Source organism: Paenibacillus xinjiangensis (genome assembly GCF_059686975.1).
In genome coordinates, this window is record NZ_JCAALS010000001.1 from 224,761 (window position 1) to 240,893 (window position 16,133).

The 16,133-nt window shown below is 45.3% G+C and carries 11 protein-coding genes and 2 pseudogenes; 6 read left to right on the plus strand and 7 right to left on the minus strand.

Annotated elements, in window-relative coordinates; all coding sequences use genetic code 11:
* The first annotated feature begins 516 nt into the window (after positions 1 to 516).
* The 4 genes from AC6ESP_RS01010 to AC6ESP_RS01025 are packed head-to-tail and all read left to right on the plus strand — an operon-like array spanning position 517 to position 8,187.
* Entirely contained in the window at positions 517 to 1,536 is a 1,020-nt protein-coding gene (locus AC6ESP_RS01010; RefSeq protein ID WP_497094806.1) for a Wadjet anti-phage system protein JetD domain-containing protein, read from the plus strand.
* Complete coding sequence (locus AC6ESP_RS01015) at positions 1,526 to 3,034, plus strand: hypothetical protein (RefSeq protein WP_497094807.1); 1,509 nt, start codon at positions 1,526 to 1,528, stop codon at positions 3,032 to 3,034. The genes AC6ESP_RS01010 and AC6ESP_RS01015 overlap by 11 nt, the downstream gene beginning before the upstream one ends.
* Before the next feature lie 22 nt (positions 3,035 to 3,056).
* Complete coding sequence (locus AC6ESP_RS01020) at positions 3,057 to 3,794, plus strand: DUF6063 family protein (RefSeq protein ID WP_497094808.1); 738 nt, start codon at positions 3,057 to 3,059, stop codon at positions 3,792 to 3,794.
* Positions 3,787 to 8,187, plus strand: a complete 4,401-nt coding sequence (locus AC6ESP_RS01025; RefSeq protein WP_497094809.1) for a coiled-coil domain-containing protein — start codon at positions 3,787 to 3,789, stop codon at positions 8,185 to 8,187. Before AC6ESP_RS01020 ends, AC6ESP_RS01025 begins: the two co-directional genes overlap by 8 nt.
* Positions 8,188 to 8,480: 293 nt before the next feature.
* On the opposite strand, the pseudogene AC6ESP_RS01030 reads toward AC6ESP_RS01025, so the two are convergent.
* Positions 8,481 to 8,525: pseudogene (locus AC6ESP_RS01030) on the minus strand (hypothetical protein); the annotation flags it as partial.
* Positions 8,512 to 8,976, minus strand: coding sequence for an IS630 family transposase (locus tag AC6ESP_RS01035; RefSeq protein WP_497094810.1), 465 nt, complete (start codon positions 8,974 to 8,976; stop codon positions 8,512 to 8,514). The gene AC6ESP_RS01035 and the pseudogene AC6ESP_RS01030, both read right to left, overlap by 14 nt.
* Before the next feature lie 494 nt (positions 8,977 to 9,470).
* On the opposite strand from AC6ESP_RS01035, the gene AC6ESP_RS01040 reads away from it, so the two are divergent.
* Entirely contained in the window at positions 9,471 to 11,111 is a 1,641-nt protein-coding gene (locus tag AC6ESP_RS01040; protein WP_497094811.1) for a TIGR02391 family protein, read from the plus strand.
* Between the two features lie 3 nt (positions 11,112 to 11,114).
* A pseudogene (locus tag AC6ESP_RS01045) lies at positions 11,115 to 11,468 on the plus strand (transposase); the annotation flags it as partial.
* A gap of 76 nt (positions 11,469 to 11,544) precedes the next feature.
* On the opposite strand, the gene AC6ESP_RS01050 reads toward AC6ESP_RS01045, so the two are convergent.
* From AC6ESP_RS01050 to AC6ESP_RS01070, 5 genes are all read right to left on the minus strand, one after another.
* The gene (locus tag AC6ESP_RS01050) at positions 11,545 to 11,862 is read right to left on the minus strand and encodes a hypothetical protein (RefSeq protein ID WP_497094812.1); all 318 of its coding nucleotides are present in this window, start codon (positions 11,860 to 11,862) and stop codon (positions 11,545 to 11,547) included.
* Between the two features lie 233 nt (positions 11,863 to 12,095).
* Entirely contained in the window at positions 12,096 to 12,263 is a 168-nt protein-coding gene (locus AC6ESP_RS01055; protein WP_497094813.1) for a hypothetical protein, read from the minus strand.
* A 530-nt stretch (positions 12,264 to 12,793) separates the two neighbouring features.
* Positions 12,794 to 13,111 (minus strand): DUF4352 domain-containing protein, encoded by a 318-nt coding sequence (locus AC6ESP_RS01060; RefSeq protein WP_497094814.1) that lies wholly within the window; start codon positions 13,109 to 13,111, stop codon positions 12,794 to 12,796.
* A gap of 452 nt (positions 13,112 to 13,563) precedes the next feature.
* Positions 13,564 to 14,982 (minus strand): family 43 glycosylhydrolase, encoded by a 1,419-nt coding sequence (locus tag AC6ESP_RS01065; RefSeq protein ID WP_497094815.1) that lies wholly within the window; start codon positions 14,980 to 14,982, stop codon positions 13,564 to 13,566.
* A gap of 226 nt (positions 14,983 to 15,208) precedes the next feature.
* Positions 15,209 to 16,129: a carbohydrate ABC transporter permease gene (locus AC6ESP_RS01070; RefSeq protein WP_497094816.1), complete on the minus strand. Its 921-nt coding sequence runs from the start codon at positions 16,127 to 16,129 to the stop codon at positions 15,209 to 15,211.
* Positions 16,130 to 16,133: the final 4 nt, after the last annotated feature.

Consider the following 16,133-nt stretch of genomic DNA (forward strand, 5'->3'; position numbering starts at 1 on the left):
TTAACGGCTCTAGGGTATATCCCGAGATATGTGAAAGGAGGTGTTTTTTTGTTGAATTTTAAGCGTGGTAATTGGTAAAGTCCCTTTCATTTGAAAATAAGCTAGGAATTTGAACAATTGAAATGGGATGCAGGGAATTTGTAAATCGATTCTTTAAGTAAAAGTTAGGTTGTATAATTTCACACCTAGTAGTTTCAGATGATAATATTTTGAGTTACTAGCCATAAGTTCTGAACAATGGCAGGTTATAAATGTCATTGTCATTACGAAGACAATCCACTCAATCAGAATATGTGAAGCGGCATAATCGAGTTTAACAACAAGGAAAACACGTTTAGCATTTTGTTCAAAAAACAACCAAACCATTGAACTATTAGGGATTGTGAATGGGCCGAGCTATCCATATTAAGTGATTCAGGCGAATGTTACTTTTTTCCTATTCTGCTAAGTCTTTATGCCCCTGCCTTTACTTTTTGATGTTATAATTAGAATATTCGTAATTATTGGAGGATATCAATGATCACCCCCATGGAGATTAAAACAGACGTATTAATAAGACAGTCTAACACTCGAAAAATAAAATTAGATGTCAAGTTATTGGAAAAAGTCTATCAGAAACAAGATGAGTATACTTATATACAGTTCTGGAAAGCGATCTGCGAATTGGAACAAGAAGGTATCATTCAGGCGATTAAATCGAAGTCCACAAACGGTCGTACACCATCACTTCATGCCTGTTATTGGCTCTTGCCAAAGTCCGTATTTCCTAAGTGGGACAAGCTGGAAATGCTTCAGCTTTCAGATCATTTGGATTTTTCATACTACAAGAGAAATCCTGAACTGCAAACGGACCGCGACTGGAAGATCGCTCTCAAGCTTCACGGCTTTTTACAAAAAGCGCCAAATCGGATGATTGTCAGCGTGGAAGAACGCTCTCTTGAGCTATTCGAAAAGGAGAAGTTTCTTACTCGTGGCGGTATTAAAGTACTGAACCAATTTGGTATCTCATTAGAACAGTTAAAAGCAAAGCGCCGAGGAGAACCGTTTGTTTCATATTTGCGACCAGGAATTAGTCCAAATGCTATAAAACGAGTGCTCATTAGCGAAAACTTATCATTCTATCATACAGCTATTTCCAAAAGTCAGGCAGACCTTATTATTTACGGCCAAGGTAAAAAAATTGAGAACAGCTTTGGTTTTTTTGAGGAAATGTTTCCTGGCAACACACCGATGGTGGAATATGCAGGGGACTTGGATCCTGAAGGCTATAGCATTTTTGCACGTCTGTGTGAGCGTTACCCAGATGTGAACATTGTGCCCGCATATAGAATATATGAGGCCATGGCTGCTTTTGGCACCAAAGCTTCCTCAATCGAAGAGGAACAGAAGGATAACGCAGCTGACCGCGATGTGTTTATAGGTTTGCTTGGTAGCAGTGCGGCATCAGAATTGGTAATGGAAATGTGGCCGAAAAGATATCGGCTTGCGCAAGAAGTGCTGACAGTAGAAAATTGGGAGGAATCGCATGTTACATGAGGCTTGGGATGGATTTGGCCGACGTATGCTTCGGCTAAACCCCTATTTCTCGCTCGGCCGGGGAATGGAAATGGGAGCCGAGTTAAACCCGTACGTACAAGGGATCTTATTTCGTATCATTTTGGAACTTTTCTACCGCGAACTGAACGACCGTGAAGATCGAAGGCGCATTGACATCGAGGAAATGGCCTCTGCGACAATTCACGCAATGGGTCTTACCGCTAATGAAGCGCAAATTCAGCGAATTGCGAGTGGTCTGCTATATCAAGGAAGCGAGCTACTTAACAAGCCGTTTGACTCAATTTATTTTAACGAGAGTAAAAAAGCATGGGAGACCACCGAATTTCGGTATGTTACGATGGATCCGCTCTTTTCGGATCTGGCGCAAGGCGGCGGCATCGTCTACAAACTCACCGATGAAGCCCAAGAGATGATTTTTATAAGCCGCGAAATTTCCGAAGCGTTCTCCATCACGGTTGAGCAACTTTACAGCTTACAGCTCATTAAAAATAAAAACTACAAAAAAGCAACACGAAGCCTCGAAGTGCTTCTCTCGCGAGTCCGCCGACTTATTTCTGAAGAAAAGGCGTTCCAGCAGGAGATTGCGAACGACCCCAAAGTATTAGTGCTTAGTGAAAATAAGCAGCGAGAAGAAAACAAAGAAGCTATCGAAAAACAGTTCGAATCGGAGAAAAAAGAGTTTCGGAACATTTTGGCACTTATCGATCGGCTTCAGGCCGCCTCTGATCATATGGATCACGAGCACGATCTGCCGTTACTTCGCGAGATGGTGGAGCGAACGCGCGCTGTTCACGATCAGTTTGCTAGGCTTGTCATTCATAGCATTGCAATGGAAATATGGCTTAAAAGCGAGAATCCTGCACTATTTTGGGATCGAGGAGTTCTCAGCTTTACGGAGCATTTGTATGAGCCCTATGTGATAAGCGGGCGAATGCAATCCAACGAATCGGCCTATTATCTGCTATCTTCACTTTTTTCGCCGCTCCCCGAGTTTATGCTACCACTTCCGTGGCTATGGGAAGAACAAGATGAGGAGGAGACGCTTATTGAAGAGGAAGAAGAGACGGATGAAGAAGATCGCGGTGAGGTGCTAAAGCGCACCGTCAATTGGCCACTAGTCACAACAGCGTGGGAGCCTGTCTTTTTGTCCCTTCTTGAAAACGGCTCGTTTTCGCTTTCTCAGCTTCCTGAATTGAGCGAAAGCGTACAAGCGCTTTGGGTGGCTGAAGAGGCATCGCGCGAGCTGTGGATGCTCTTTACACGGGAGCCAATAACGATTGAGACGTTTTCACATCGGTCTGAGACGCTCCAAGCAGGTGATGACGAGCGAGAAGTGCTTTTGTCTCTGCTGATGCAAAAAAATGGAACCTTAAAAGCTCTGCTCGGTAAAAAGCTGATCAGCGACTATGACCCGAAGGCGCCGCCGCTTTTGTGGGGCAATGTGACGATGACTCCATTTTTGCTTACCCTAACATAAAGAATTTAAGGAGGGCTATTCTTTGAGCCTTGAAATCGTCCAAAAAGCATCCGAGGTGTATTTTGACCTTTTAAAACACAAAGTGGTGGAAGAAGTCAGCGGGACGTTTAGCCGATATTACGAAGAAGGCGTGCGCAATGCCGTTCATCTTTTGGCAAGGCAGTCGGGCACGCAAGTGATAGAAACACCAAAGCGCCTCCATCTAGTGGCTAGAGCAGATGGTTCGGTCTTTGCTACGCACCTTACGCACTTAAAGAGCAAATACGCGGACGTGAAAACCCGCAAGTATTTTTATGCGATCTCCATCATCCTTATGGTGTATCTAGCTAGTATCGCGAGAAACCAAGCGGTCAAACTGAAAGCTCGCCGCGAAGGCGTAACCTATTATGCTATGGAGCGCACGGTTGATTCCTTGGTGAGTAAATGGGAGACAGACCTTGCACCTGATGAGCGTAGCGGCCTTGCAACAGGTGAAATGGTGACCCTATGGAACGGTCTTGAAGTAGACACCGACATCGCGACCCAAACACGTCCAAACATCCGTACTCGCATCGGTCTCATCCGCACAGCTTTTAAACTTTTAGAAGAAGAAGGGCTTATCTATGTGGCAAACGAAGCAGTGGCACATGTCTACCCCCGACAAGAGCTGTTTGATCGCATTGATTTCGCCTACAGTGATGATGATCGTTACCAAGAGGTCATCTCGTTTTTAACGCGGGAAGAAGAGCTCAGTAAAGAGGAGGCCGATGTCCATGCCTAGGATCAACCGCCTTCGCATTGCAGGGCTCCGATACGACGGGATGCGTAAACGGTACGACGATCAAACTTTTGAATTTAATGACGGTCAGGAAGCCGTTAACACACTGATTGCGTTTATGAATGGCGGCGGGAAAGGAGTACTTCTTCAATCCCTCTTTCAAATAATGATGCCTGGCACTTCGTGGGGCGAAAAGAACAACCGATTGTACCAGCAGTTCTTCTATAACGACAAAGAAAAATTCGTTCCTTATGTATTCCATGTACTTGTGGAATGGGAGCTTGACAGCGGCGCTGGGTACCTCATTTCAGGCGGTTTGTTTTCAGCAGAGCGGCAAACGGTATTAAGCGATGATGAAGAGCGTCAGGCAAACGTTGTTCCTAAATACACCATGTACACCAAATTGTGCGACATCGATGACGTGGGCTTGTTTCCTTTGCTGGATCTTACAGATTATGAGGTGACGGTAAAGAGGCTCAAAGAAGCTGGTTTTGAAACGTACGAGCGACTCAAGCGCTATATTGAGCTGCTTCTTTCCTATGGGATTGATCAAAAAGACTGGGACATTCTAAAGGAAATCAATAAGAACGAAGGCGGCATTGGAAAATATTTTGAAAAAGCTGAAGATGACTCAAATTTATGGCGCTATAAAATCGTGCCTGCAGTGAGCTTAAGGTTAAACCAGCAACCAGGTATGGACGATTTGGTTGAGATTTTTAAAAGTAACCTTTCGATAGCTAAAAACTTGCCGATATTGTTAACTCGCGAAGGGGCGCATCATGAGTTTTTAAGTGCCATTCGACCTTTGAAGGAGGAAGCTGGTGCGCTTAAAGGGCAGGAACACATGCAAAAAGAACTAGAACTGAAAGGACATAAGCTGCATAGCGCACTTCTTCATCTGCAACAAGAAGAAGAGGATACACTGGCTAAAATCGCTGTCCGAATTGTAGAGGAAAAAAAGGCGGAGGATGAGCTTCGCTACGAAAAAGATAACGTTATCTATGCCAAGCAGCATCGTGAAATGGAGCAGATTAACACAGACATTGAAAAAGGTAAATTGCTCTTTGCAGAAATTAATCAGGATTGTGAGGCTTCAAGAAGCGAAGAAAAAATAGCCAAACTATCGGTGCTAGCACGAAAATGGCAGGATGAAATGTCAGCTATAAATCAGTTGGATCAGCAAATTGATGCGCTGCGTGTTCTCGCTGCGCAAAAAGGGGATGGTGCAGCGCAGTTACACCAAGCGGAAGAAGCCGCAAAAACTGCCTGGAAAGTGCTCCGCGATCACATATCCGAAGAGATGGGACGTTACGAGACATTAAGCTCGAAACTTCGAGAACGTCAACTTGAGCACGATGATAAAGAGCGGACGGCTGTACGCGAAATCGAACAAAACAAGGCTGAGATCGCAGAACTCAGAAGGCAAAATGAGGCGTATGAGCGTCGCTACGAAGCCTACCTAACAAAAGAAGCTTCAAAACTGCTAAATGATGCGACACGCAAGCGAAGCGATGCCTGGGAGAAAAAAGAAGAAGCACGTGATAATGTCGAAGAAGCAGCGCTTCAGGTGTCGAGTGTGAATGCGCGGCTTTCCGAGTCCCTCGCGCGTCAGCAGGCTGCTAGCGAGAAAGTACGTGAGCTTGAAAAGAACATTTCAACGCGCGAAGCAGATGAAGAGCGGGTAAAACGGGACCTTTCACGTATCCTCCAAGAAGACTTGTTGGCATTAAATGGGGTCGATGCCACGCGCCATGTTACCAAATTGGAAGTGATGATGCGCGATCAGACCTTAACTTTGGAGGCGGCACAAGAATCGTTCTGGCAAAAGCAACTTGATCTTTCTCTCTCCGACGCTGAGCACTGGGTTGCAAACGCGGATCTCAAGCGGCTGTATGAAGAATTGTCCGCTCGTGTCGATGTCTTTTACGGTACCGCCTTCTTACGTACGTTCTCGGATGATGAGCAGCATGAAATGCTGGTCAAACACCCGCTCTTACCATTTGGACTCGTCATATCACAAAAAGACCTTAACTCGTCTGGCCTCCGCATTGAAGAGTTGGGCGGTGCTCTGCAGTCGCCAGTCCCTGTGTTTTTGCGAGAGGCAATGGATAAGTCTGATACAGGCGCATACGTTGTGGCAAGCGGCCATGCGGATACACTAGCGCTCTCACCTGAAGATTTTCGGCGGTGGCGAGACACTGCAAAGGAAACGTTCGACGAAGCTGCTCAAGTGGTAAAAGAAGCCGAAACTACCTTGAAACAAACACGTGAGATTCATACGGCTCTACTGATGCTTTGCACAGGCGATTTTGTCGAAGAGTTGTACGATAAAGCTGACGAAGCCGAAATTGCACTTTCGAAATTAGAACGGGAACACGCAAATCTTCTTTCTGAGAAAGACCGCACAGAAGAAGCCCAACGCCTGTCCAAAAGTCGTGAAAAAGAGGCAGAGACGTTCTTTTTGGCGCAAGAAAGAGCCTTAAATGAGGTGCGTGCTTTTTATGAGGAGTACCAATTGCACAAGGCGCGTGAGGAGCGTCTTAATTGGTTGGAAGCTGCAAAAGAACCCCTCGAGGCGCGAGTTGCGGTGCTTTATCAAGAAGGAAGAGATATGTCGAGCCGACGCGAGCAGTGGGATGATGCGTATCGAACGTGGATGTCTCAAAACAAAGAACATCTCAAATCGATCGCCGAAGTGGTTAAAGACGTCAGGCTTCCAACCGCACAGATCAGTTCTGGCGAAGAAGTAAGCACGGTGCCGCAGTTTTTATTTGATGCATATGAGGATTGCCTTACCCTAGTCGCACAAGCATCGTCTCTTCAAAAAGAAGAAGCTGCAAGAGAGCGTGATTTAGCGACTCTGAAAGCGACAAGGGACGGACATGTGCGGATGCAGAATGAATATGATGGACAGCTAACAAAGCTCGATCAAAACTGGCGGGATATACCACTTTATCAAGAGCCGCTCAACCTTTTAGAAGAGATGGCTACTACTAAACATTTAAAGAGACGTCAGTCGGAGCAAGCGCTCGAAGGACAGAAAGAAAAAATGGTATCGCTTCGTGCATCCTTGACAACAAAAATGGATGAAGTTAATCGTCTTGCCGAACAGATCAAAGATGCATTTCCGACTCGCGAGGCTGATCCATGGCCACAAGTGGATTTGACGGCCAAAGTCAAAGAAGTGAGAGCACGTTTACACGATTGCCGCGAAACAATTCATGAGCTCGAAGCAGAGAAAGAAAATGCTGAAGAACAACTGTACAAATATAAAAATAATGCATCTGTACTTACAGGCGTGTTGGGGTTAGACCTGCCGCTAGGCGCCTTTTCGGTAGAGATGTTATCTCTCACAAGGGAAAACCCTGAGCGTGAAACCCGCGCCTGGCGCCAGAGGAGATTTGCGCAAGAGGAAGAGCAAAAAACTCTGCGGACGCAATTCGGACGTAAAGTTCGACTATTGCGCGACAAGGTGGAGGAGAGAGATTGGGACGCATCGTACAAACGGGACGTTCTAGCCTCGTTGACTGCATTGGAGCAGCGTCCGAGCGCGATGATCGAAGAGACGCTGAGTGGAATGATTCGCTTTTCAGAAAGCTCTTTAGAACAACTTAAAGAGGATAAGGCACAGGCCGAAAAGGCTCAGGCACAATGGGCGAACCGCGCTGCGATGAAAGTCGTCTCTATTTCGGATAATATCCGTCATATGATAAGCAAAATGGGGATCAAAAACGATCATGGTCTATTTCCGCTGGTGAAAATGGAGCGGGATATCTTGCCGCGGCGGGCCGAAGATGTTGAGCCACAGCTCAAAGATCATTTTGCAACAAGCATCGCACATATCGTGAAGCAGTTTGATCAGCTCGATGAGAACAATAAGAGATTGCAGGATCTTATTAAAGAGCGCGCGGCAGATGCAGAGATATTGTTTGCGGCTTTAGGGCGCTCCTACCCGACGCTTCTCGTATACAATATGACAACCGACAATGCGCTTACTTATGGCACACCAAAGCGTGAGTATTATAGTAGTTGGAAAACCATTAACCAAGGTTCGGAAACAAAAGCAGATGGTAGCGGCGGACAAAAACTGGCGGCACGCACGATTGTAATGATGATGCTTCTTTCGATGAAAGCCCAGACCGACCAACACTGGACGACTCTCATTTGCGACAATCCGCTTGGACAAGCGGTATCGGCACATGTTTTGGACCCAATTTTTGAGGTAGCAAAAAAGCTCAAATTCCAGCTTATTTTTGTCTCACCTCCTGAGCTCATCAAGACCGAAGTTAGCAAACGGTTTCCGATGTTTTACAAACTCGATTTTGTGTCAGAGCGCGGCCATGAAAAAGTAACGCAAACCGTGCAGTACAGCTTTCGCCAATATCATTTAAATTAATAAGAGTAATGTTTTTCGTTGCCAGCCATCGCATGGTAACTATAATTAGCATAGGGATCTGCTACTTAGATTCTTATGCTAATTTTACAATTTATTATATCGCTAGCAGGTAATACACTTAAAGTTTGTAGCTATATAGATTGAACTGAAAAACTTTATACCTGAAGAAGCAAGCGATCAATAATGACTTGAGGTGTTGCGTTGATATGCTTCATGAACTTGGCCACATAGGAGCGAATAACGTTAAACTTTTGGAAAAACACGTTGTTCACGACATCATGTGTCAACCGCTTCCATAAACCTTCTATAGGATTCAGTTCCGGACTATACTTTGGCAGAAAATTGAAATCTCGGATGTTTCTTAAGAAAGGGTTGAATCATTTTCGCGTGATGGATGCGGGCATTATCTAACACCATGACAATTTGACCTGAGAAGGTCTCCAAGATATCTACCAAAAACCGTTGAAAGGCTCCTGTATCCAACTCCTCTTCCTCTTGATGGACGACATGTCCAGTTGCATAATCAATGGCAGCGAAGAGTTTAGCTCCTTTATGCTGTCCGTAAGTTGAAATTTTGCGTTGTTGTCCCTTCGGAAACCAATTGTATTGCAGGGCCATATACGCTCGTATAGACGACTCATCCTCAAACAGCAAATGATCGATGTTACCTTGGCTTAATTGCTCTTTAAGCGCAGGGAGTGTCGATTCACGGAAATGCTCTTGCTCTTTTTCGTTTGCGCGCGACAAGGTGTAGGTGGCTTTTGTATAGCTGAAACCTAGCCGCGTCAATACCTTAGACACCCCTTTAAGCGTAATGACAACGCATGGATGGGAAGCTTTTTTGCTACGCTAAAGAAAGAGAAGCTGTACAAAATTAACACAGAGAGTTACCTGATGGCCTATATTAATCGACCATCTTCGGATACATCATGGTCTACTACAACAGACGGCGAATTCACACCTCTAATCCAGGGGCTTGCCCCCAGCTACTTATCGCGAAAGAACGCTGACACAGGCAGCCTAGTAACGGGATTTCTGTATGAGGGTGTTTTCAAAACTGCTCTTTTTTTGACAACTCAATTGTCGCGGAGTAGCTCCCTCATTATGAGAAATGAAGTGTTAGATATTCATAACAAGCGGCTAACCTAAACAGGTAGCCGCATTTTTATTTTCCCCGAACGGGGTTTTTGTCGATTCGTGCTTTCGGAGCAGGAGTTAAGTCCCTCTCTGGTGAATATTTACATGTGCCAATGCATGTGAATTCAACGTATGGAGTGATCGGTATGACATCCAAGATTAATTGTCCGCTTTGCGATAACGAAGCAGTACAAATGAGAGACAGGTCAGAGGTTTATCTAATAAATTGCCCAAGTTGTGGTGACTTCCAGATTACTCGCGAGTGCTTGGAGGATTTGCCCGTCGAGCGTAAACTTTTGCCCCAGTTGATGAAGGTATCGGCATTCACCCGATGCCGAACGATCAACAAAGAGCCGGTAGCAACACTATTCATTGGTAATCCTAACGGCTATACAGAGGGGTATACGATTCAGCAACTCGTTGATCAGTTCCCTTCCGTACCGGAACGAAAATTGAAAGCACTGCAGAATCTTCAGGGTCTTTCGAAATATTGGGGCGATACGGTGGCGATTGATCGCAAGGACTACTCCGTATTCTTTCCTGAGGTAAACGAAGAGCAGCCGAGCCTGATGATGATGAGGACGTTGGTCGAAGAAGGCTTGGTTACAGGTGAGGTAAAGTTCCCGACTCAGCTTACGGTAACGGAAAAGGGCTACTCGCGCTTGAGGGATCAAGCAGCCCCAGCAGCTCCCGAAGCTCCAACGTCAGCACCTCAAGCTCCTCTGATCGAAGAACCGACTCCAGTCGCCGCTCAACCAAGTAAGTTGGATGGTTTGCATCCGAGAGTATTGGGGGTCGCCCAAAAGCTTTTCCAAGATGGGCATTATCGTTCAGCTGTTCTCGATACGTATGTAGCGTTGGATAATGATGTTCGGCGCAAAAGCAGGCTACAACATGATGGTACAGAGCTAATGCAAAAAGCTTTTACCATCAATAATAAGAAGGGAACTAATGAGAAGGCAACTATTCTTAAGGTAGCTGGTGGTGATGACTCGCAGCTAGGAGCGATGTGGTTATTCTCTGGCGCTGTGATGGGGGTTCGGAACATCTTAGCACATGACCATTCGATACACCCGTCGGAACAGGAAGCGCTAGAGCAGCTATACTTTGCATCGATGTTGTTCAGGAGACTCGATCAGGCAGTGAATGTTGATGCAGAGGAACTAATGGGACAAATATCTCAGCTTAGGTTCGCGCTAACAGGTAATGCTTCCTCGGCAGACAGTGCGAAACTTAAGGCGTTCCTTGCTCCTTCGAGAGAGTTTGCTGATGCCAAATTGCATCGGCTATGTTTCCGTAAGATCCTTGAAATAATTAAAAGCGGATACTTCAATGACCAAAATGCAGGTATCAATCTGTTGTTAGAATGGAAAGCGCCGATCTTCGACCACATCACTTATGAAGACCATGTCGAGTTGATTTGTGCCATTTATAAGGCAGCAGGTTATGGGTTTGCGTCCCGAGATGCTGAGACATTAATACGGGAACGCTTTATGCCACTCAAAGCGAGCCTTAAGCTGTTTCAGGAGCGTCTGCTATCTAGCAATGAGGTGTTTCATGAGCTATTGGAGAAGATCTGGTGGAACGATGCCTTCTTCAGGTTAATCGCTCACAGCGGTGATTTTGAGTTTATGTTTGCTTTCCTCAACAAGGTTGTCTCTAAGGAGATTGTGTTGAGAAGAAATGATCTAGATACTCTGATTCGTGAGTTGAATAGCGCAGGACGAGAAGGTCTTGAAGAGCTGACCGATAAAATCGACATCATGAATGAGGAGCTTAATAAATAACACAAAACCGCCAGTTCTGAGCTTGATCGATTCGAGGAGCTCTGGGTTGCGAAGTACCCTCTCATCGTCCGTTCCTGGCGCAATAACTGGGACGAGCTGGCGATCTTCTTTAAATACCCGCCTGAGATTCGAAGGCTGATCTACACAACCAACATCATTGAGAGCTACCACCGCCAACTCCGCAAGGTCACAAAGGGTAAAAGTATCTTTCCTTCGGATGAAGCGCTGCTCAAAATGCTCTACCTCTCAACCATGGATGTCGTCCGAAAATGGACGGGTCGAGTCCAGAACTGGGGACAAATGCTGCTTCAACTCTCCGTTTTCTTCCCGGAACGGGTTGGTAAGCATCTACGCTAAAAGGAAAATCCCCCCTCGGGGGATTCCTTATAAATGAGTTTACACAGAATTATTGACAGACCCCACCAAGTTAGCATTATTCACTATATTTCTTCTTCCATTGCACTAGCCATTCACTATAGCTTAGTCCAGTCAGCTCCTCTTGAGTCTTACCATCAATGGAATAAACGCCTCCCATTAACAAAGCACTATCCTTTCTTACCGGATATGAGTATCCGCCTATCACTTCCTCATCAGACAGCGAGACGTCGATATGAATCTCGTACTCTGAGCTGTGATCCGCGGAGGCATACATATGCTCTAATGGATGTCCCGACACCACAAAGCTATAAGAAGCAATGGATTTCCCGATATACTGCTCCGGCTCTGCCTCTTGTACAGACCAAATATTCATATAGGGAGGCTGAATAAGCTTCTCCTTGCTCAGCAGATAGTCTTCTGACTCACCTAACGGGGAAATGATGCTATAACCCCTGGATTCTATGAAATCAGCAGCCTTGCGCTCATCGCCACTTAATGAAAGCACAGATTTATTTGAACAACTAGATAAGATAAGGGACATGAGAAATAACGAAAGCAACAATATGGCTAACATGCTTGCCTTTAATTGTTTAGTATGCGCATTCATCATATTTGAACATTTTCTTTTCTATGTTTAAGCTTTAAAATGATAAATGAAATAGCAAATCCTATTGCTATAGCTAAAGAAACTACAGACAAAAGTACATTAGGTTTTGCTTCTGAGGTTGGGGTTTCCCCGTAGCCTAATGTATCGCTAATATACAGAATCTTCATAGCCCATCCCTCTCATCATTAGTTACCTGCTGGAATTAGAATAAAAACCAACTTATGTAAGTATAATAATAAATTTTTGTATCCGTTTTAATGCAATAATTACAGAATTGACCTTGTTTTCTAAACCAAATTACCGTTCCGCATCATACGCCAGGATAAGAATTGAACTCCTCAGTAATCGCTAGAAGAGAGTATGGAATGCTAGGGGCAATTCGTCCGCGCGGACGCAATGAAGTGAAAAGGCTTCGAAGGAATACTCCTAATGGAGGAGCACGGCGTCTGAATCTACCGCTAAAAGTCTTCACCCGAGTAAGTTTCGTCAGCCATTCGATCAAAGATTCGGACATCCAAAAATGATAGACGAGCTTATGCGAGTCGTATCCCCTAGGCTCCATACTTGAAAAAGCCATTAAACACAAGGGATTCCGAGTGTTTAATGGCTTTTTTCTTTGCGTAGTTAAATAGATATCCAGCGTTATGCGAGTAGAACTATGATCTAAAGTTATCGAATTGTATAATCCCAAGCTATATTACTTAAGAACAATAATACCCTGTTCAGCAGCACTAGATCCCGTATGAACATTTAGCAAAAGTTCCGGTGAATTTACTTCATCAGCAGGAATATCAAATACAATTTTTCCTTTTAGCTCTGCACCAGGGATAATTTTATGTGAGAACATCGAGTGGTAGACAGTATTAATATACTTATCAGCATCACCGTCAATATCATACTCCACATCATCGATTCTTAACTTGAAGAATGAGGAGTCGATAGTAATAGCTTTTTTATCCTCATTTTTAATACTTAGCTCAAGGATAAGGAAGCTGTCCTTAGCTTCTTTCGTCATGCAATAGCCTGTAGAAGGGCTTTCGAGGATGGCATAGAAAGCAGACAATCTCATTTTTTTGAAGGGACTTATCTGAGGAAAGTAGCGGTGAATACGCGAGGGTACTCAGAAGGGCGGAGCCCGTCAGCGACACAAAGATAAGATACGTTCACGCAAGGAGAGTGTATCGAAAGATAATCGAGTGCTATGTTATCGTGGTCGATGAAGCGCACATAAGTAAATATACCTTTATACCTCTATTCAATCATATCCAGAACTCAGGGTAGTTAAATATTCAGTTGTGGGAGAGAGCATTACTAGCAGCGATGAGGTTAAGGATTCGATCCCTCTAGGCTCCATAAATACAAAAAGTCGACCTTTAGGTCGACTTTTCGTATTTACGGTCCTTTAATGGAGAGAACCCGAAGGGTCTGTCCCTTGCAGACAGAGTGGATGGACGTCTTCCCAGGAATCTACGATTCCAGCGTGAACGATGCCAGACTTGCGCTGCCAATCCCTGTATACTGAAAATATAAGGCATGAACACCATCCGGAATGGCGATATCTGCTGCATACGTCGTCCATATGTTTGTGAAGTCGACCGGAATCGATCCGAGCGGCGGACCGTTCCAAACTGTCTTGACCTCAAAGCTTCCGTGGGCATAGCCGCGAACCTTAATCTCGACACGTTTTACCCCATTGCATTGGAAGTACTTGAACCCCGCAACAGCGGAATCCTGCATATTGGCGATGTAACCAATCTCCTCATCGCCGTCCTTACCGTCTTGTGTAATCTTCGGGAATCGACCGTCCATCCAAGCGCCGAACGAACCAGTATACCGTTCATCGGTGTTTGTGAACAGATGGCAGGCCAAGTATGCCGGATATTCACCTTGGCCGATAAGTGGACCACCGTTCGGACCACTTGTGGTGATTTCCACTTGCGGTATAGTACCGTCCTCCAAGAAGGCAATCGGTTCGATGCAGCCCTGACGGCTATAACTCGTCCCGTTTGTGTGCCGGTGATAGAATATGTACCATTGACCATTTGCCTCGACTATACCGCCATGGTTGTTGCCTCCATAATACATAGGCTTATCTGCCGGCTTGTAGGTGTCGATATGCAAGTCGTTGTTACTGACGATAACGCCATGGTATTTGAAGTCTTTCGTTGGATGTTGACTGGTCGCATAGCATAACTCGTGCATGGCGATCGAAGAATAGATGAGATAGTAAGTATCGCCTCGTTTTCGGATGGAAGGTGCTTCAAAGAATTCGTAGCCTTCGAAGCCGGTTCCTATGCTGTAGGGCTCGCTTGGTATAATGAAGACCGGTTCTTCCATAATTGTAAGCATATCCGGTCCGATCACGGTGGCCATCGCGCCCTTGCGCGACAGATCGCCTATGGCGCAGAACCCGGTATACAGGTAAGTGCGGTTTCCTTCCGTTAAGACACCTGGGTCGAACTGTGGCTGGTCGCCCTCGCGCTCTCCCAAGCGCGTCCCATCTGAATACTGCACATATCCGTAGAACTCGTACTTGCCGGCAGGCGTATCGCAGACCGCGACCGAGACGACGGGCACTTTGTCCAGTACATAGTATAAATAATAACGCCCATCCGGACCGAGGGTGACGTCAGGTGCATAAAGACACATGCGCCCGTCCGAATTCAGCGGATCATCCGTCTTCTCGTATATGACACCTTCATACCGCCAGTCCGCCAGATTATCAGCGGGTGCCGACCAACAAACATAATCGTTCATACAAAAGACATGCCCATTATAACGGTCATGCGAGCCGTATACATAGACTCTGTCCTGAAAAACATGAGGTTCGCCATCAGGAATATACTCCCATGATGGTAAGTAAGGGTTTACGCCTTGTTTCCTCATAATATGATCATCTACTCCTATCGACGCCGTTTAGCTGGCGTTTATGATTTAAGGTTATTATGGGCATATCGGTGCATCAATTTTAGATGGTTTTCTCAAAAGCTCATGTGCATGCTTCTGCCTATCTATAATATGAATATCTTGATCGAATCACATCGACATCCGGTACGTCCGCCCACGAACCAGATTGGTGAGAGAGTCCTGTTCGTATTCTGCGTTCCTTGTCCTAGCCTTTCACACCGCCAACGATCATACCTTTGACGAAATATTTCTGCAGAAACGGATAGACCATAATAATCGGCACACTGGCAACGATAGTCATCGTTGCGCGAACTGATGTTGGCGTAACCGCCGTTACATTTCCTTGCGCGTTGGCATAGGCGTCAGCCGCCGAGCCGCCTGAACTGGTCGTCGTGTTTGATGTGGACAGCACCTTCATCAGCTCATACTGCAATGTACTTAAGTCATGCCGTGAAGAGTTGTACAAGAATACGTCAAACCAGGAGTTCCACTGGGATACCGCTACGAATAGAGATACCGTGGCAAGAGCAGGTACGGTAAGCGGAAGCACAATACGCACAAATGTGCTAAAGTCTCCGGCGCCATCGATTTTAGCTGATTCCATAATGCCGTCTGGCAAGCCTTCTATAAAAGAGCGAATGACAATCATATTGAACACTCCGATAATGCCCGGAATAATGTATACCCAGAAGCTGTTCAGCATGCCAAGCTCTTTAGTGAGCAGGTAGGTCGGAATCAAGCCGCCGCTGAAATACATCGTAAAAATGAAAGTAATGGATACAAATTTCTTCAATGCATATTCAGGGCGGCTGATTGTATAGGCCAGCATCGCTGTACAAAACACGGAGACGATCGTCCCGATGATAGTCCGTGCTGCGGAAATGAAGGTCGCATAAAACACATTGGATTCGTTAAACACATACTCAAAGTTTCTCAGAGTCCATTCACGCGGCCAAATATAAATGCTGCCACGAATCGAATCATTCGCATCGTTAAACGATAAGGCAAACATATTTAAGAAGGGATACAGGGTGATAATGACCAGAATAATCATGAAAATGTAATTACACAAATCGAATATTCTATCGCCTATCGAAGAATTTCGAGCTGATTTGGCTTTTTCCATAGCC